General features: G+C 42.0%; 17 protein-coding genes, 1 rRNA gene and 1 riboswitch. Of the genes, 16 read left to right on the forward strand and 2 right to left on the reverse strand.

The annotated features are described in order from the left end of the window. Positions 1 to 32: 32 nt before the first annotated feature. From rrf to purD, 15 genes are all read left to right on the forward strand, one after another. A 5S ribosomal RNA gene (rrf, locus tag J7E66_RS03370) occupies positions 33 to 149 on the forward strand. Between the two features lie 284 nt (positions 150 to 433). Continuing rightward, positions 434 to 1294: a mechanosensitive ion channel family protein gene (locus J7E66_RS03375; protein WP_214998033.1), complete on the forward strand. Its 861-nt coding sequence runs from the start codon at positions 434 to 436 to the stop codon at positions 1292 to 1294. A 21-nt stretch (positions 1295 to 1315) separates the two neighbouring features. Beyond that, positions 1316 to 1519, forward strand: coding sequence for an NETI motif-containing protein (locus tag J7E66_RS03380; protein ID WP_374103824.1), 204 nt, complete (start codon positions 1316 to 1318; stop codon positions 1517 to 1519). Positions 1520 to 1607: 88 nt separating this feature from the next. Continuing rightward, positions 1608 to 1709, forward strand: a riboswitch (purine riboswitch). Between the two features lie 113 nt (positions 1710 to 1822). Further along, positions 1823 to 2311 (forward strand): 5-(carboxyamino)imidazole ribonucleotide mutase, encoded by a 489-nt coding sequence (gene purE, locus J7E66_RS03385; RefSeq protein WP_088085138.1) that lies wholly within the window; start codon positions 1823 to 1825, stop codon positions 2309 to 2311. Beyond that, the gene (purK, locus tag J7E66_RS03390; RefSeq protein WP_214998101.1) at positions 2304 to 3452 is read left to right on the forward strand and encodes a 5-(carboxyamino)imidazole ribonucleotide synthase; all 1149 of its coding nucleotides are present in this window, start codon (positions 2304 to 2306) and stop codon (positions 3450 to 3452) included. The genes purE and purK overlap by 8 nt, the downstream gene beginning before the upstream one ends. Before the next feature lie 3 nt (positions 3453 to 3455). Next, a complete protein-coding gene (gene purB / locus J7E66_RS03395; RefSeq protein ID WP_088085139.1) occupies positions 3456 to 4754 on the forward strand; it encodes an adenylosuccinate lyase in 1299 nt (432 codons plus the stop codon). A gap of 102 nt (positions 4755 to 4856) precedes the next feature. Further along, complete coding sequence (gene purC / locus J7E66_RS03400; RefSeq protein WP_098934681.1) at positions 4857 to 5570, forward strand: phosphoribosylaminoimidazolesuccinocarboxamide synthase; 714 nt, start codon at positions 4857 to 4859, stop codon at positions 5568 to 5570. Next, positions 5563 to 5817 (forward strand): phosphoribosylformylglycinamidine synthase subunit PurS, encoded by a 255-nt coding sequence (gene purS, locus J7E66_RS03405; protein ID WP_214998034.1) that lies wholly within the window; start codon positions 5563 to 5565, stop codon positions 5815 to 5817. The genes purC and purS overlap by 8 nt, the downstream gene beginning before the upstream one ends. After that, complete coding sequence (gene purQ / locus J7E66_RS03410; RefSeq protein WP_214998035.1) at positions 5814 to 6497, forward strand: phosphoribosylformylglycinamidine synthase subunit PurQ; 684 nt, start codon at positions 5814 to 5816, stop codon at positions 6495 to 6497. The genes purS and purQ overlap by 4 nt, the downstream gene beginning before the upstream one ends. Continuing rightward, positions 6481 to 8706, forward strand: a complete 2226-nt coding sequence (gene purL, locus J7E66_RS03415) for a phosphoribosylformylglycinamidine synthase subunit PurL (protein WP_214998036.1) — start codon at positions 6481 to 6483, stop codon at positions 8704 to 8706. The genes purQ and purL overlap by 17 nt, the downstream gene beginning before the upstream one ends. Beyond that, positions 8682 to 10094, forward strand: a complete 1413-nt coding sequence (gene purF, locus J7E66_RS03420; protein ID WP_168241646.1) for an amidophosphoribosyltransferase — start codon at positions 8682 to 8684, stop codon at positions 10092 to 10094. Before purL ends, purF begins: the two co-directional genes overlap by 25 nt. A gap of 15 nt (positions 10095 to 10109) precedes the next feature. After that, on the forward strand, positions 10110 to 11144 hold the full coding sequence (gene purM, locus J7E66_RS03425; protein ID WP_214998037.1) for a phosphoribosylformylglycinamidine cyclo-ligase: 1035 nt from the start codon (positions 10110 to 10112) through the stop codon (positions 11142 to 11144). After that, a complete protein-coding gene (gene purN, locus J7E66_RS03430; protein ID WP_214998038.1) occupies positions 11141 to 11743 on the forward strand; it encodes a phosphoribosylglycinamide formyltransferase in 603 nt (200 codons plus the stop codon). Before purM ends, purN begins: the two co-directional genes overlap by 4 nt. Continuing rightward, positions 11718 to 13256 carry a bifunctional phosphoribosylaminoimidazolecarboxamide formyltransferase/IMP cyclohydrolase gene (purH, locus tag J7E66_RS03435; RefSeq protein WP_214998039.1) on the forward strand — a complete coding sequence of 513 codons (1539 nt, stop codon included), beginning with the start codon at positions 11718 to 11720 and terminating at the stop codon, positions 13254 to 13256. Before purN ends, purH begins: the two co-directional genes overlap by 26 nt. A gap of 18 nt (positions 13257 to 13274) precedes the next feature. Next, positions 13275 to 14549 carry a phosphoribosylamine--glycine ligase gene (purD, locus tag J7E66_RS03440; RefSeq protein ID WP_214998040.1) on the forward strand — a complete coding sequence of 425 codons (1275 nt, stop codon included), beginning with the start codon at positions 13275 to 13277 and terminating at the stop codon, positions 14547 to 14549. On the opposite strand, the gene J7E66_RS32750 is transcribed toward purD, so the two are convergent. Next, the gene (locus tag J7E66_RS32750) at positions 14546 to 14659 is read right to left on the reverse strand and encodes an EYxxD motif small membrane protein (RefSeq protein WP_348982634.1); all 114 of its coding nucleotides are present in this window, start codon (positions 14657 to 14659) and stop codon (positions 14546 to 14548) included. The genes purD and J7E66_RS32750 overlap by 4 nt on opposite strands. Before the next feature lie 238 nt (positions 14660 to 14897). Beyond that, on the reverse strand, positions 14898 to 15200 hold the full coding sequence (locus tag J7E66_RS03445; RefSeq protein WP_214998041.1) for a YgaP family membrane protein: 303 nt from the start codon (positions 15198 to 15200) through the stop codon (positions 14898 to 14900). Between the two features lie 170 nt (positions 15201 to 15370). Between J7E66_RS03445 and J7E66_RS03450 the strand changes: the two genes are divergently transcribed. Further along, positions 15371 to 17116, forward strand: a complete 1746-nt coding sequence (locus J7E66_RS03450) for an adenine deaminase C-terminal domain-containing protein (RefSeq protein ID WP_214998042.1) — start codon at positions 15371 to 15373, stop codon at positions 17114 to 17116. The last annotated feature ends 37 nt before the right edge of the window (positions 17117 to 17153 follow it).

Here is a 17153-nt window from a genome sequence, read left to right on the forward strand (position 1 = left end):
TTTTGAGGGAATGATACCTCAAAAGAAAATAGTCTGGCAGCAATGGCGAGAAGGTCACACCCGTTCCCATACCGAACACGGAAGTTAAGCTTCTCAGCGCCGATGGTAGTTGGGACACGCGTCCCTGTGAGAGTAGGACGTTGCCAGGCACTATTTAAAGGACAACCTGAAAAGGTTGTCCTTTTTGTTATGGAGAGAAACTTGTTTGGTGTTAGATGTTTATTTTACCATGCAGGTTAACATGTAAAATGCCTATTGTTAAGGATCCGAAGGACAAAATCCCACAAGTAAACAAGAGAAATGTCTATCGGAAAGGTTCCTAAAGACAAAACTCCATAAGTGAGCAGGAAAAAAGTAAAATTATTTTTCCATCAATTGTTATTATCATCAAACATTGTAAACACTAAGTATGATTGGAAGACAAGTGGGTGATATGATGGATTGGATGGAATTCCTGCATCACAATAAACTGATAAGTATTCTAATAGCTGCTGTTATTGCAAGGGTCATTGTTTTTATCATAAATAAAACAGTTCATAATTTCTTTCTAAAAACCCATTTCATTGAGGAACGAAAAGAGCAAACGATTGAAAGCATGATCCGCTCTTTAACAAAATACACAGTTACGATTAGTTTCATCTTTTTTGCGATATCCCAATACGTAAGTAATTTTGGAAGAATTCTTGCTGGAGCAGGGGTTGTCGGGGTAATCGTTGGGTTTGGGGCGCAAAGCTTAATCAAAGATATTCTCTCAGGTATTTTCTTAATTTATGAAAAGCAGCTGCATAAAGGCGATTTTATCACAATCAATAATACCTTTAATGGAACGGTTGTGGATATAGGATTAAGGTTCTTAAAGATTAGAGAATGGAGTGGAAAGGTTTTAACGATAAGCAATGGAGAAGTAAAACAGATTCACAACTTTAATATCGATCAAATGAGGGTGATTGAAAGAGTAGTGGTAAGCTATCGGGAAAATCCTGAAAGGGTGTTTGAAATTCTTGAAATTGCGTGTGAAAAAATAAATGAAGTACACAAACCATGTTTAAAGTTAGACCATTCCAATTGTGCGATAGAGCCGTTCAAAGTATATGGAATGACTACGATAAATTCGGGTTATCGAGGGATAGAATACACAGTAACGGGTCTTGTGGATGATGCCTATTACTGGGATGCGGCAAAAGAAGCAAGAAGGATTATTGCTCAAACCCTGTTTGATTACGAAATAAAGTTGGCAGAAGACACTATGTTATTAAGAGAGGTAGAAAATGCCTTACTTAGAGAGAGACATTAAAGGTGGAAAGAGAGGTAATTAGTGTCAATGGGTAAAAAGAAAATGCAATTTGAGGTACATGAAAACGAAAGTATTGAGGAATGCTTGAATAGAATGAAAACGTTGGGATATACGCCTGTACGCCGAACGGAGAAGCCAATTTTTCATGAAATAAAAAAAGGCAGCGAAACTATTTATGAACCTGTAGCACGCCAAATCATCTTTGAAGGCATATTAACAGAGTAAAACACGAACATTATAGTTCGATTTGAAAATAACGTTCGATTTATGTGTTGACACCTTCCTGAGTTGATTGTACTATATAGGAGTGAATTAAACAATTTATCTTTACCCTCGTATATCCATGGGGATATGGCCCATAAGTTTCTACCCAATAACCGTAAATTATTGGACTATGAGGGAAAGTCAATATGTTCGGTAGATTAAGGGCTGGCCCCTTTCTATTGTTATGCCCGAACAAATGGCTTTCTCTTTCTTGAGAAGCTATTTGTTCGGGCTTTTTATTTAGGTAAAAAAGGAGGATTAGCGATGTCCATTCTTGTTGGAGTTATCATGGGGAGTAAATCGGATTGGGAATCAATGAAATATACTTGTGAGGTTCTCGACCAGTTAGAAATTGCTTATGAAAAAAAAGTGGTATCAGCCCATCGGACACCTGATTTGATGTTTACATATGCAAAGGAAGCCAGAGATAGAGGTTTAAAGGTGATTATTGCCGGAGCCGGAGGTGCGGCCCACCTTCCCGGAATGGTAGCTTCACAAACCATCTTGCCGGTCATCGGTGTTCCCGTACAAACACAGGCATTAAAGGGATTGGATTCTTTGCTGTCTATCGTCCAAATGCCGGGTGGTGTACCTGTAGCAACAGTAGCGATTGGCAAAGCGGGTGCAGTGAATGCCGGTTTACTAGCTGCACAAATTTTAGCAACGGGAGACGCTGAATTAGCTGGAAAATTAGAAGCAAGAAGAGAAGCAACTAAACAAGAGGTACTGGAAAGTAGTGATCAACTTGTCTAACAAAACGATTTTACCAGGAGCAACGATAGGAATTATCGGCGGCGGCCAACTTGGTCGTATGATGGCTCTAGCGGCAAAGGCTCAAGGCTTTCGAATTGCGGTATTAGAACCGACGGCAGATTCTCCGTGCGGACAAGTCGCAGATATTGAAGTCATTGGGGCTTATGATGATCGCAAAGCCATCGGTAAATTAGCAGAAGTTAGTGATGTCATCACATATGAATTTGAAAACATTGATGCAGATACATTAGACTGGTTATGTGATCAAGCTTATGTGCCGCAAGGGCCGCGGCTGTTAACGGTCACGCAGGACAGGATTAAGGAGAAAGCAGCCATCCAACAAGCTGGGGTGGATGTTGCACCATATGAAGTAGTTAACAGCATAGAGGATTTATTTTTAAAAATTAACACCATCGGTTACCCGGCTGTCCTGAAAACGGCAAGAGGCGGTTATGACGGAAAAGGCCAGCTGGTGATTAGGGAACCTCAGGATTTATCAAAAGCGGAACCCCTTCTAAAACATGGTGCCTGTGTAGTAGAAAAATGGATTCCCTTTGAAAAAGAGATATCTGTGGTTGTGACACGAAAGCTTGATGGTGAAACGACATTTTTTCCAGTCGCTGAAAACATTCATGAAGAAAATATTTTAGATACGACGATTGTTCCTGCACGAATTTCACAAGTTTTACAAAGAGAAGCTATTCAACTGGCAAAGAAGCTGGCCGATTCGTTACAATTGGTCGGGACGCTTGCTGTCGAAATGTTTTTGACTAGTGATGGAACCATTTATATTAATGAATTGGCGCCAAGGCCGCATAATTCTGGCCATTTCACAATTGAAGCTTGTGAAACGTCACAGTTCGAGCAGCATATCCGTGCGATCTGTAATTGGCCGCTAGGGAGAACGGGGCTATTAAAACCGGCTGTTATGGTTAACCTATTAGGAGAGCATCTTGAAAACCTATATGAGGAAATTCCGACTTTGAATGACTGGAAGATTCATTTATATGGAAAAAAAGAACCAAAAATCAAACGGAAAATGGGCCATGTGACGATTTTGCGAGAGAGTGTCGAAGCGGCTCTTGCGGAAATTAATGAAAGCAGCATCTGGAAAAAAACAAAAGAAAAGATCGGGGGATAAAACATGATTGATCGTTATACTAGACCGGAAATGGGAGCTATTTGGACAGAGGAAAACCGCTTTAATGCTTGGCTTGAGGTGGAAATCCTTGCATGTGAAGCATGGGCGGAACTTGGGGATATTCCAAAGGAAGATGTTAAGAAACTTCGTGAAAATGCCTCTTTTAATATTGACCGCATTAAGGAGATCGAAGAGGAAACACGGCACGATGTGGTTGCCTTTACCCGAGCTGTCTCTGAAACATTAGGGGAAGAGCGGAAATGGGTCCATTACGGCCTAACTTCAACAGATGTGGTTGATACGGCCCTTTCTTATTTATTAAAGCAGGCCAATGCGATTTTACAAAAAGACTTAGAAAACTTTGTTGAGATATTAAAAAATAAAGCCAAGGAACATAAATTAACGGTAATGATGGGACGGACGCACGGAGTTCATGCGGAGCCGACCACATTTGGTTTAAAGCTTGCCCTTTGGTATGAAGAAATGAAACGGAACTTGGAGCGCTTTAGACAAGCGGCCGAGGGTATCGAGTTCGGAAAGATTTCAGGTGCGGTGGGGACATACGCGAATATTAATCCGTTTGTAGAACAGTATGTTTGTGAAAAATTAGGGTTGCAACGGGCGCCGATTTCGACGCAAACCTTGCAGCGCGACCGCCATGCCCACTACATGTCGACGCTTGCTTTGATTGCAACTTCTATTGAGAAATTCGCTGTTGAGGTTCGCGGACTGCAAAAGAGTGAAACTCGTGAGGTAGAAGAGTTTTTTGCAAAGGGACAAAAGGGATCTTCAGCAATGCCACATAAACGAAATCCAATAGGTTCGGAAAATATGACCGGTTTAGCCCGCGTGATTCGTGGCTATATGATGACGGCTTACGAAAATGTACCGCTTTGGCATGAACGTGATATCTCTCACTCATCTGCGGAACGGATCATTTTGCCAGATGCCACGATTGCTTTGAATTATATGTTGAACCGCTTTGGAAACATTGTGAAGAACCTAACTGTTTATCCGGAGAATATGAAGCGCAACATGGATCGTACCCTCGGGTTAATTTATTCCCAACGTGTGTTGCTTGCGCTGATTGATAAGGGGTTATCTCGCGAAGAAGCCTATGACACAGTACAGCCAAAGGCGATGGAAGCATGGGAGAAACAAGTTCCTTTCCGCAGCTTAATTGAAGCAGAGGATAAAATTACTTCGCTGCTATCCAGTGCTGAAATTGCCGATTGTTTTGATTATAGCTATCATCTGCAACATGTAGATACAATTTTTGACCGCTTAGGGTTGAATGAGTAAAAGGACATGTGACTAAAACATAAAAAGGCGAGAGCTGGGGCACCCATGCCTCTCGCCTAGTATGAAGATTCCCAATATTGCAATATAGGAGGCGTTTCTACAATGAAAAAACCTTTATACGAAGGAAAAGCGAAACGAATTTATGCAACAGACGACGAACAGATTGTTTTGGTTGAGTATAAGGATTCAGCAACTGCTTATAACGGACAAAAGAAGGCTGACATCACAGGAAAAGGCCGTTTAAATAACGAGATTACTAGTTTGTTATTTTTAAAACTTAAAGAACAGGGAATTGAATCCCACTTTATCGAGCGTATATCTGAAATAGAACAATTGGTGAAAAAAGTAACCATCATTCCGCTTGAAGTAGTTGTCCGAAATATTGCGGCAGGAAGCCTTGCCAATAGATTGGGAATCGAAGAGGGCCGCGAGTTATCGACGCCGATTGTTGAGTTTTACCTGAAAAACGATGAACTTGGAGATCCGCTTGTAACATTAGATCACATCCTTGAACTGCAAGTTGCAACTGAAGAGGATGCAGCAATTTTACGAGAAAAAGCACTCCAAATTAATACAGTTTTATCAAGCTTCTTCAATGAACTTGGCATACGTCTCATCGATTTTAAACTAGAGTTTGGAAAAGACAAGGACGGTCAAATATTACTTGCCGATGAAATTTCCCCCGACACCTGCAGGCTATGGGATAAAGAAACCAATGAAAAGCTCGATAAGGATGTATTCCGTCGTGATTTAGGAAGTTTAACAGATGCTTACGAAAATATTTTAGCGAGATTGGGAGGACGTCAGCATGTATAAAGTAAAGGTATTTGTCACGTTAAGAGAAAGTGTATTAGACCCACAGGGGAAAGCAGTAACCAACTCTTTACATTCTCTAAACTATAAGGAAGTAGCCGATGTCCGAATCGGTAAATTTATGGAGTTAACGATTGAAAAATCAGATCGGGATATTAATGAAGTGATCAATGAAATCTGTACCAATCTTTTAGCTAATCCGGTCATTGAAGATTACCGTTACGAAGTAGAGGAGTGTGTTACTCTGTGAAATTTGCAGTCATCGTCTTCCCAGGATCAAATTGTGACGTTGATATGTTCCATGCCATTCAAGATGAACTTGGAGAGCAAGTTGAATATGTTTGGCATGATTCTGAAAGCTTAGAAGAATTTGATGGAATTTTACTTCCAGGCGGCTTTTCTTATGGTGACTATTTGCGCACTGGAGCTATTGCTAGATTTAGTAATGTTATGAAAGAAGTCATCAAAGCGGCAGAAGCAGGAAAGCCGGTTCTTGGAGTATGTAACGGATTTCAAATTCTGCTCGAAGCAGGGTTACTTCCAGGGGCTATGAGACGAAACGAAAGCCTCTCATTTATTTGTAAGCCTGTTGAGTTAAAAGTAGAAAACAATCAGACGATGTTTACGTCTGAATACAGCAAAGGGGAATCAATTGTTGTCCCTGTTGCGCACGGTGAAGGAAATTACTATTGTGACGAGGAAACACTTGCGAAGCTGAAAGAAAATAATCAAATTGTTTTTACCTATAATCAGAATCCGAACGGTAGTCTTGCTGATATCGCTGGAATTACCAATGAAAAAGGAAATGTTCTTGGGATGATGCCACACCCGGAAAGAGCAGTAGATGAACTATTAGGCGGCGCCGATGGACTGAAAATGTTCCAATCGATTGTAAAAGCTTGGAGGGAAGCACATGTTGTCAACGCTTGAACCAAATCCTAACCAGATCATAGCAGAAAAAATATATCAGCAAATGGGTTTGTCCGACGAAGAATTTGCAATGGTTGAAAACATTCTTGGACGTACACCGAATTATACCGAAACAGGTTTATTTTCCGTCATGTGGTCGGAACATTGCAGCTACAAAAATTCGAAGCCGATTCTTAGAAAGTTCCCGATTACAGGGGAACGAGTTTTACAAGGACCTGGTGAAGGTGCGGGTATCGTCGATATCGGCGATGAACAGGCTGTTGTTTTTAAAATAGAAAGTCATAATCACCCATCAGCTATTGAACCATATCAAGGAGCAGCAACCGGCGTAGGCGGTATTATTCGCGATGTTTTTTCGATGGGAGCAAGACCAATCGCTATGTTAAACTCGCTTCGCTTTGGTGAACTGGACTCCGCCCGGGTACGCTATTTATTTAAAGAGGTCGTTGCAGGGATTGCCGGCTATGGCAACTGTATTGGAATTCCAACAGTTGGCGGCGAAATCCAATTCGACCCTTGCTATGAAGGAAATCCGTTAGTCAATGCCATGTGTGTTGGACTAATTGACCATAAGGACATTAAAAAAGGGCAAGCACATGGTGAAGGCAATACTGTTATGTATGTTGGGGCTAAAACTGGCCGAGACGGAATTCATGGTGCAACCTTTGCTTCCGAGGAATTAACGGAACAATCCAATGAGGATCGTCCTGCAGTTCAAGTAGGCGATCCATTTATGGAAAAATTACTGCTTGAAGCTTGCTTAGAATTAATTCATTTTGATGCACTTGTTGGCATTCAGGACATGGGTGCAGCGGGACTTGTCAGCTCATCTGCGGAAATGGCCAGTAAAGCAGGCATGGGAATTGAAATGAATTTAGACTTGGTTCCACAGCGGGAAACAGGGATGTCTGCTTACGAAATGATGTTATCTGAATCCCAAGAACGGATGCTCATCGTTGTGAAAAAAGGTAGAGAACAAGAAATCGTCGAGCTTTTTGAAAAATACGGACTTGAGGCAGTTGGTATCGGGACAGTAACTAGCGATAAACAGCTTCGTCTCATTCATAACGGGGAAATCGTTGCGGACGTTCCGGCTGATGCGTTAGCGGAAGATGCACCGGTTTACCAAAAACCGTCAAAAGAACCAAGCTATTTTAAAGAGTTCCAAGCGATGGAGAACGAAATTCCACAGGTAGATGATGTGAAAGAAACGCTTTTACAAATTTTACGTCAGCCAACTGTTGCAAGTAAGGAATGGGTGTATGAGCAGTACGATTACATGGTGCGTACCAATACAGTCGTTTCCCCAGGATCAGATGCTGCCGTTGTTAGAATTCGTGGAACAAGGAAAGCATTAGCGATGACAACGGATTGTAATTCCCGCTATGTCTATTTAGATCCAGAAATGGGTGGGAAGATCGCCGTGGCAGAAGCAGCCCGCAATATTATTTGTTCTGGTGCGGAACCATTAGCGATTACAGACAACCTAAATTTCGGAAACCCGGAAAAACCAGAAGTGTTCTGGCAGATTGAAAAAGCTGCTGATGGCATGAGCGAAGCCTGCCGTGTTCTTGAGACACCGGTAATTGGTGGAAACGTCTCTTTATATAACGAAACAAGTGGAACAGCGATCTATCCAACACCAGTCGTCGGGATGGTTGGTTTAGTAACCGATATTGATCATATTACGACACAGCACTTTAAAAATAGCGGCAACCTTATTTATTTAGTCGGGGAGACAAAGGATGAATTCGGCGGCAGTGAACTGCAAAAGCTTCTGAACGGAAAGGTGTTCGGTAAAGCCCCTGAATTAAATATAACGATTGAAAAAGAAAGACAGAATCAGGTCCTAGCTGCGATTCGTGCAGGATTGGTTCAATCAGCTCATGACCTATCAGAAGGCGGTTTAGCCGTCGGGTTAGCTGAATGTCTTTTTGCGAATGAAAAGCTTGGAGCGGAAGTAGAAATAGCGGGGAACCTAGTTTCTGCCTTATTCAGTGAAACACAATCTCGTTTCCTTTTGTCGGTAAAAGAAGAAGATAAGCTTGAATTTGAAAGCTTAGTAGACGCAGTACAAATCGGTTTAGTGAATGATACAGCTAAATTGCAAATCACAATGGGTGAGTCAACTGTACTTGAAGCTTCAATTGAAGAATTAAAAGATGCCTGGAAAGGGGCGATCCCATGTTACCTGAAATCAAGGGATTAAATGAAGAGTGTGGAATTTTTGGGGTTTGGGGACATGTAGACGCAGCACAACTTACCTATTACGGACTTCACAGCCTGCAGCATCGCGGCCAGGAAGGAACAGGCATTGTTGTATCTGATGGAAGTAAGTTAAAAGGCGTAAAGGGAGAAGGGCTCGTGTCCGAAATCTTTACGGCTAGTGCCATGAAGGAACTAACAGGTACTGCAGCGATTGGACACGTTCGGTATGCAACAGCAGGCGGCGGCGGGTACGAAAATGTTCAGCCGCTCTTGTTTCATTCACAAATGGGAAGTCTTGCCCTTGCACATAATGGCAACCTAGTTAATGTGAACTCATTAAAACATCAGCTTGAGGCTCAAGGGAGCATTTTTCAAACAAGCTCTGATACCGAGGTATTAGCTCACTTAATGAAGAGAAGCGGCTATACTGATTCAAGGGACCGTGCCAAAAACGCGCTCTCGATGTTAAAAGGGGCGTATGCCTACCTTATCATGACAGAAAACGAATTAATGGTGGCTCTTGATCCGCACGGCTTAAGACCTCTTTCGCTTGGATGCCTTGGTGATGCCTATATTGTTGCATCAGAAACCTGTGCTTTTGATGTAGTAGGTGCGGAATATATTCGCGATATTCGCCCCGGGGAACTATTAATTATCAATGATGAGGGGATAACTTCTGAACAATTCGCTGTAAGTACAACGAAAGCTATTTGTACGATGGAATATATTTATTTTTCAAGACCGGACAGTAACATTCAAGGAATCAACGTTCATACCGCCCGTAAAAACCTCGGGAAAAGAATGGCAGTAGAAGCCCCGTTTGAGGCGGATGTCGTCACAGGTGTACCGGATTCTAGTATTTCAGCTGCGATTGGGTATGCGGAAGCAACGGGAATTCCCTATGAAATGGGATTAGTCAAAAACCGCTATGTCGGAAGGACGTTCATCCAGCCTTCTCAATCGTTACGAGAGCAAGGGGTAAAAATGAAGCTTTCTCCTGTACGTGGCGTAGTAGAAGGAAAGAGAGTCGTGATGGTGGACGATTCGATTGTTCGAGGAACAACAAGCAGGCGGATTGTCACGATGCTAAAAGACGCAGGAGCAACAGAGGTTCACGTGGTCATTACCTCTCCTCCGATTAAAAATCCGTGCTTCTATGGAATTGATACCTCGACAAAAGAAGAATTGATTGCCTCTGATAAATCGATCGAAGAAATGAGAGAACTGATTGGTGCGGACACGCTAACGTTTATTAGCGTGGAGGGAATGATCGAAGCGATTGGTAGAAAAGATGGGGACGGCACAAGCGGTTATTGCCTTGGCTGTTTTACCGGAAATTACCCAACCGAAATTTACCCTGACACACTCCAATATTATTACCAAAAGTAGAATGGGGCGAGCAGCGTGGCAAATGCGTATAAGCAAGCAGGAGTTAATATTGAAGCAGGCTATGAAGCAGTAGAGAGAATGAAAAAGCATGTTCAAAAAACAGCCCGGGCTGGCGTCCTTGGCGGTTTGGGTGGATTTGGCGGCATGTTTGATTTATCAGCACTCCAATTAAAAGAACCAGTTTTGGTGTCAGGCACCGATGGGGTGGGCACGAAACTGATGATTGCCTTTTGGATGGATAAGCATGATACGATTGGAATCGATGCAGTCGCGATGTGTGTTAATGATATTGTTGTACAGGGTGCAGAGCCCTTGTTCTTTTTAGATTACATTGCGTGTGGTAAAGCAGAGCCTGAAAAAATTGAGGCAATTGTCAAAGGAATTGCCGACGGTTGTGAGCAGGCTGGCTGTGCGCTAGTTGGCGGTGAAACAGCTGAAATGCCAGGATTGTATAGTGAAACGGAGTATGATTTAGCCGGATTTACGGTTGGTGCCTGTGAAAAATCGCAGCTCATCACGGGCGAAACGATTCAAGCGGGTGATGTGCTGATTGGCTTAGCATCGAGCGGTATTCACAGCAATGGTTATTCACTTGTAAGAAAAGTATTTAATGACTGGTCGTTACTTGATTTTGTTGATGAACTCGGGTGTACATTAGGTGAAGAGTTGCTCAAGCCTACAAAAATTTATGTGAAACCGATTTTGTCCGCGTTGAAAAAGTTCCAATTAAAAGGGATGGCTCATATAACAGGCGGCGGATTTATTGAAAATATTCCGCGCATGCTGCCAGCGGGTCTAGGTGCAGAGTTGTATGAAAAAAGCTGGGATATCCCACCTGTTTTTAAACTACTATCTTCTCATGGACAAATTGATTACCAAGAGATGTATAATATTTTTAACATGGGGATCGGCATGGTGATTGCTGTGGATCCGGAAAATGCAGCTGACCTGTTAGAACATTTTAACCAATCTGGAGAGACCGCTTATGAAATTGGTGTGGTAATTGGAAATGAAGGAATTAACATCAAGGCTCAAGGTGGCCGACTATGAAAAAGATAGCTGTGTTTGCATCAGGGAGCGGAAGTAATTTCCAAGCCATTATTGATGTAGTTCAAGCAGGCCATCTTGATGCAAATATTTCTCTTTTAGTTTGCGACAAACCGGGTGCCTTTGCGATTGAAAGAGCAAGAGCAGCAAAGATCCCGAGTTTTGTTTTTACCGCAAAGGACTATACTAGTAAGGAACATTATGAGGAAGAAATTTTAGCTCAATTAAAGATCTCAGGTGTAGAATTCATTGTCCTTGCCGGATACATGCGCTTGATTGGTTCGAAATTGTTAGCTGAGTATAAAGGAAGGATCATCAATATCCATCCTTCACTGCTTCCAGCTTTCCCTGGTAAAGATGCGATTGGGCAGGCATTGGCTGCTCAAGTGAAGTGGAGCGGTGTCACTATCCATTTCGTTGATGAGGGAATGGATACGGGCCCAATCATTATTCAAGAGCGGGTTCGACTCGACGAAAATGAGACAAGAGAAAGCCTGCAGCAGAAAATCCAGAAAAGCGAACATAAACTTTATCCATCCGTACTGCAAATGCTATTGACACAAGGAGATGTAATCAATGACACAAAAGCGCGCGCTAATTAGTGTTTCTGACAAAAATGGAATAACTGAATTTGCAAGGGATTTGGTCAGCCTAGGATATGAACTTATTTCCACAGGAGGCACGAAAAAGGCTCTTCAAGAGCAGGGTATACCTGTTCTTAGCGTTAGTGATGTAACTAATTTTCCTGAAATTTTAGAAGGTCGTGTGAAAACATTAAATCCATTGATCCATGGCGGCTTGCTTGCAAAACAGGATGATGTAAAGCATCAACAACAGTTAGACGAGCATGGAATACAAGCAATTCAACTGGTTTGCGTCAATCTTTATCCTTTCCAGCAAACAATCGAAAAGCCAGATGTTACAGTTGCCGATGCGATTGAAAATATTGATATCGGCGGTCCAACGATGCTTCGTGCTTCTGCCAAAAACCATCAATATGTCACTGTTGTGGTCGATCCAACTGACTACGAGACTGTAATTGCTGAATTAAAAGCAGATGGTGAAACGAAGTTTGAAACAAGAAGAAAGCTTGCAGCAAAGGTGTTCCGCCACACGGCAGCCTATGATGCCTTAATTGCGGAGTATATGACCCAGTTGGCTGAAGAAAAAAATCCAGAGACATTAACCGTAACATATGAATTAAAACAGTCTCTTCGTTATGGGGAAAATCCACACCAACAAGCAGCTTTTTATAAAAAGCCACTTGGTTCGACATTCTCGATTGCGAATGCCGTCCAGCTTCATGGAAAAGAGCTATCTTATAACAATATCAACGATGCGGATGCAGCCTTGCAGATTGTTAAAGAGTTTGCAGAACCAGCGGCTGTAGCCGTAAAGCATATGAACCCATGCGGTGTTGGAACAGGTGAAACAGGGTATGATGCGTTCACAAAAGCATTTGCGGCCGATCCTGTGTCCATTTTTGGCGGAATCATTGCTTTTAACCGTGAAGTAGATGCCCAAACAGCAAGCAAACTTCATGAAATTTTCTTAGAGATTATCATTGCGCCTTCCTTCTCAGAGGAAGCATTAGCGATTTTAACGGGGAAAAAGAATCTTCGCCTGTTAACCATTCCGTTTAATGATGTTAAAAAACCAGAGTTAAAAATGACAACGATTGAAGGCGGATTGTTAGTTCAGGAGCAAGACCGTTATACATTAGAAGATGCGAACGTCACGGTTGCCACGAAAAGACAACCGACAGATGCAGAATGGGAAGCATTAAAGCTGGGCTGGAAAGTTGTCAAGCATGTGAAATCAAATGCGATTGTGGTTACTAATGAGGATATGACCATTGGTATTGGTGCTGGACAGATGAACCGAGTAGGTGCAGCTGAAATTGCGTTGAAGCAAGCTGGTACAAAGGCTGAGGGAGCGGCTCTTGCATCAGACGCCTTTTTCCCAATGGACGATACCGTTGAAGCAGCGGCGAAAGCTGGAATTACGGCAATTATTCAGCCAGGTGGATCCATCCGTGATGAGGATTCGATTAAAAAGGCTGATGAATATGGAATTGCAATGGTGTTTACAGGAGTTAGACATTTTAAACATTAAACCGATGGAGGGCATTCGATGAACGTACTGATTATCGGCCGTGGTGGTAGAGAACATGCAATTTGCCGAAAAGTAAGTGAAAGCGCAGGATTAGAAAAAGTATTTGTTGCTCCTGGTAATCCCGGAATGGCAGATGTAGCGGAACTTGTCTCGATTGCAGAGTCGGAACATGAACAGCTCCTTCAGTTCGCTAAGGACAATGGAGTGGGCTTAACGATTATTGGACCTGAGGTACCCTTGCTAGAGGGACTTGCTGACAAATTTGAAGCTGCTGGTTTGGCCGTATTCGGTCCGCGCCAAGCAGCAGCCGAGATCGAAGGAAGCAAGTCATTCGCAAAGGAATTAATGAAGAAATATCAAATTCCTACGGCTGATTATGCTGTTTTCACTAAATATGAGGATGCCCGTAACTATATTGAGGAAAAAGGTGCGCCGATTGTCATTAAAGCGGACGGATTAGCAGCAGGAAAAGGTGTCACCGTAGCGCTCACGAAAGAAGAGGCCCTTGCTAGCGTGGAAGAAATGCTTGTTGATGCAAAATTCGGTGCTGCGTCATCCCGTGTAGTCATTGAAGAGTTTTTAGCGGGTGAGGAATTTTCGTTAATGGCATTGGTGAATGGTGAGGTCGTCGTACCGTTAGAAATCGCTCAAGATCATAAACGTGCCTATGATGGTGACCTTGGTCCAAATACAGGCGGAATGGGTGCTTACTCACCTGTTCCTCAAATCGGTGCGGAGACCGTTCAAACGGCTGTTGATACTGTCCTTATTCCGGCGGCAAAAGCAATGGTACAGGAAGGCAGAAGTTTTTGCGGCGTGTTATATGCGGGTTTGATAAAAACACCTGATGGTCCAAAGGTGATTGAATTTAATGCCCGTTTTGGTGATCCCGAGACACAAGTAGTGCTGCCTAGATTGAAATCGGATTTAGTTCAAGTCGTGTTGGAGCTCTTAAATGGAGGATGTCCTACTCTTGAATGGGATGAACAGGCTATGATCGGTGCTGTAGTGGCTGCGAAAGGGTACCCTGAGGCATATGAAAAGGGTGCAGTGTTAACAGGGTTAGCAGAGTTAAATGATCAAGAGGTTTTCACTTTTCATGCAGGAACAGTGAAAAATGATGCAGGTGAGTTTGTTACTGCTGGAGGCAGGGTGCTTCTTGTAGGAGCCAAAGCCGAAAGTATTGTAGAAGCGCAAGAAAAAGTGTATCGTGAACTGGAAAAGTTAACATGTGATGGTGTGTTTTATCGAAAAGATATCGGTGCAAAAGCGATCCAACCCGTTACGCGCTAACGGGCTCGCCTCTTTCCAGTTCGACGGATAAACACATAAAGAAGTGCGACAATGCTGCCGATAATGGCAATTAGAACAAACGACATATCCGTTAGATACTCCCAAAACATGAACAATCAACTCCAATCAAGAGCTGACCTCTTTAGGGTCAGCTCTTTTTTAGCAAAATAAAGGTGAAATTTAATTCTTTTTATAAAAATTTGGGCTATTTCTACGAAAAATTGAATTTTATCCACCAAAATATAAATCATTTATACGAAATATTAAATTTATCCACCAAAACTTGAATTATTTTTACGAAAAATTGAAAATATTAACAAATACTAACAGGAGTCCCCAAATTCAAATTTAAGTTGGATTATATGGAACCAATTGATCTTCATCCCCATTAAGTCCTTCCATTCCATCCATTGAATCCATCGCCCGATCGTGATCCTCGATCATGCACTGACATTTTTCAAATAAAGCAGTAAGCGGACAATAGCGGACAATTCCCTCTGCTACCTTCATGGCCCCACACAATGCGACAAACAAATAAGAATCTCTCCAAGGGTGTTTGACCAGTTTAGAGGTAGTCCAGGAAAGAATCGTTAAGCCAATCGTAATCCGAATTAATGCATTTAAGATACTAATATTTGGTTTAACATTCATTTTGTTCACTCCTTCACAAATTGTTTACAAATATTATCAATTCTTTAATGCGTTAAACAGTAAAATATGATAATATTGTATCTAAAGAATTTTTTGTAAGGGCTTTCTTTACTGTTAAATCAACTTATTATTGTATAGATAGTTTTTTTAAAAAAGGGGAGGGAAGACGTATGCTAGAGCAACGCTACCGCTGGAAAAATAAACACTTACGCATGCATGTATCCGTTTTGGATGGAAAAACGTCTCCAACCATTTTATTGAAAAACGCCTGGTATTTAAATCAGACGTTTCAAAAGTGGTTAAGAGCAAATATTTGGATTTGTGAAGATCGGATTGTTTATGTGGGTGAGAACTTGCCAACACATCTTGATAACTGTGAAATCATTGATTGCACCAATGAGATTCTTGTTCCGGGATACATTGAACCCCATGCCCATCCGTTTCAATTATATAATCCCCAAACACTGGCTGCGTATGCATCCCAGTTCGGGACAACGACATTAATTAATGACAATATGGCCCTTGTTTTACATTTGGAAAAAGGGGAAGCGTTTACATTATTAAAGGATCTTCGTTCTATTCCAACAACGATGTTTTGGTGGAGCCGTTTTGATTCACAAACAGAAATTCTGCATGAAGAAGAAATTTTTTCACATAGTAATGTTAAATCATGGCTTGAGCACGATGCAGTTCTTCAGGGCGGGGAATTGACAGGATGGCCCAAACTGCTTGATGGCGATGATATGATGCTCCATTGGATTCAAGAAGCAAAACGGATGCGCAAGCAAATTGAAGGCCACTTTCCAGGAGCTTCGGAAAAAACATTGGCAAAAATGATGCTGCTTGGTGCGGACTCTGACCATGAAGCGATGACAGGTGAAGAAGTATATAACCGATTAATGCAAGGGTATATGGTGTCTTTAAGGTATTCATCGATTCGACCTGATCTTCCGAACATATTGGATGATATGAAGCGACTAGGCATAGAGGCATATGATAGATTAATATTTAATACTGATGGCTCATCCTCAACCTTTTACGAGCAAGGAGTCACTGATGCAATGATTCGCATTGCCATTGAAAAAGGTGTTCCGGTTATTGATGCCTATAACATGGCAACAGTAAACATTGCCCGCTATTACAATATTGACCATCTCCATGGTAATATTGCCACTGGCAGGGTAGCCAATATAAACTTCTTATCCAGTATTGAAAATCCAACACCTGTTTCCGTTTTAGCGAAAGGAAAATGGGTCAAACGGGATGGACAGCGAGTGGCCGATGCCTACCCGCCAATTACTTGGAACGAATATGGACTAAAGCCGATGGAGTTGGATTGGGATTTGTCAGTAGATGATATGCAGTTTTCCATGCCGTTTGGGATCAAGATGGAAAATGCCGTCATCACCAAGCCATATTCCATTTCTATTGATGCTTCAGGAGATGAACTGCCATCACATCATGATGAATGCTTTTTTACATTGATTGACCGCAATGGGAAATGGCGAATTAATACGTTATTAAAGGGATTTGCGACTACATTATCAGCGTTGGCCAGTTCGTATTCAAATACCGGAGATATTATTTTAATAGGAAAAAATAAACAAGATATGCTCCACGCTTTTACTAGAATGAAAGAATTAGGCGGCGGCATTGTGATGGTTGAGGACAATCAGGTCGTGTGCGAGTTACCATTAACTTTAGGTGGAATCATGTCAAACCTTCCAATCGAAGAATTAATCAGTCATGAAAAAAGGCTGCTTACCGAGTTAAGAGAACGAGGCTATTCATTTTCAGATCCTATATACAGTCTTGCCTTCTTTTCTGCAACACATTTGCCTTACATTCGGATTACCCCACAGGGAATGTACGATGTAATGAATAAAACAGTACTCTTTCCGTCAATAATGCGTTAAACTGTAAGTGAGTAAAGTTTTAAAGCGTGAAAGTGTT

It is taken from the genome of Bacillus sp. ISL-7 (assembly GCF_018613065.1).

Coding starts and splice junctions, on each gene's coding strand:
- J7E66_RS03450 (WP_214998042.1), top strand. CDS start 15,371: ATGCTAGAGCAACGCTACCGCTGGAAAAATAAACACTTACGCATGCAT.
- purB (WP_088085139.1), top strand. CDS start 3,456: ATGATTGATCGTTATACTAGACCGGAAATGGGAGCTATTTGGACAGAG.
- purH (WP_214998039.1), top strand. CDS start 11,718: ATGACACAAAAGCGCGCGCTAATTAGTGTTTCTGACAAAAATGGAATA.
- purE (WP_088085138.1), top strand. CDS start 1,823: ATGTCCATTCTTGTTGGAGTTATCATGGGGAGTAAATCGGATTGGGAA.
- purC (WP_098934681.1), top strand. CDS start 4,857: ATGAAAAAACCTTTATACGAAGGAAAAGCGAAACGAATTTATGCAACA.
- J7E66_RS03375 (WP_214998033.1), top strand. CDS start 434: ATGATGGATTGGATGGAATTCCTGCATCACAATAAACTGATAAGTATT.
- purN (WP_214998038.1), top strand. CDS start 11,141: ATGAAAAAGATAGCTGTGTTTGCATCAGGGAGCGGAAGTAATTTCCAA.
- purF (WP_168241646.1), top strand. CDS start 8,682: ATGTTACCTGAAATCAAGGGATTAAATGAAGAGTGTGGAATTTTTGGG.
- J7E66_RS03445 (WP_214998041.1), bottom strand. CDS start 15,200: ATGAATGTTAAACCAAATATTAGTATCTTAAATGCATTAATTCGGATT.
- purL (WP_214998036.1), top strand. CDS start 6,481: ATGTTGTCAACGCTTGAACCAAATCCTAACCAGATCATAGCAGAAAAA.
- purS (WP_214998034.1), top strand. CDS start 5,563: ATGTATAAAGTAAAGGTATTTGTCACGTTAAGAGAAAGTGTATTAGAC.
- purD (WP_214998040.1), top strand. CDS start 13,275: ATGAACGTACTGATTATCGGCCGTGGTGGTAGAGAACATGCAATTTGC.
- J7E66_RS32750 (WP_348982634.1), bottom strand. CDS start 14,659: ATGTTTTGGGAGTATCTAACGGATATGTCGTTTGTTCTAATTGCCATT.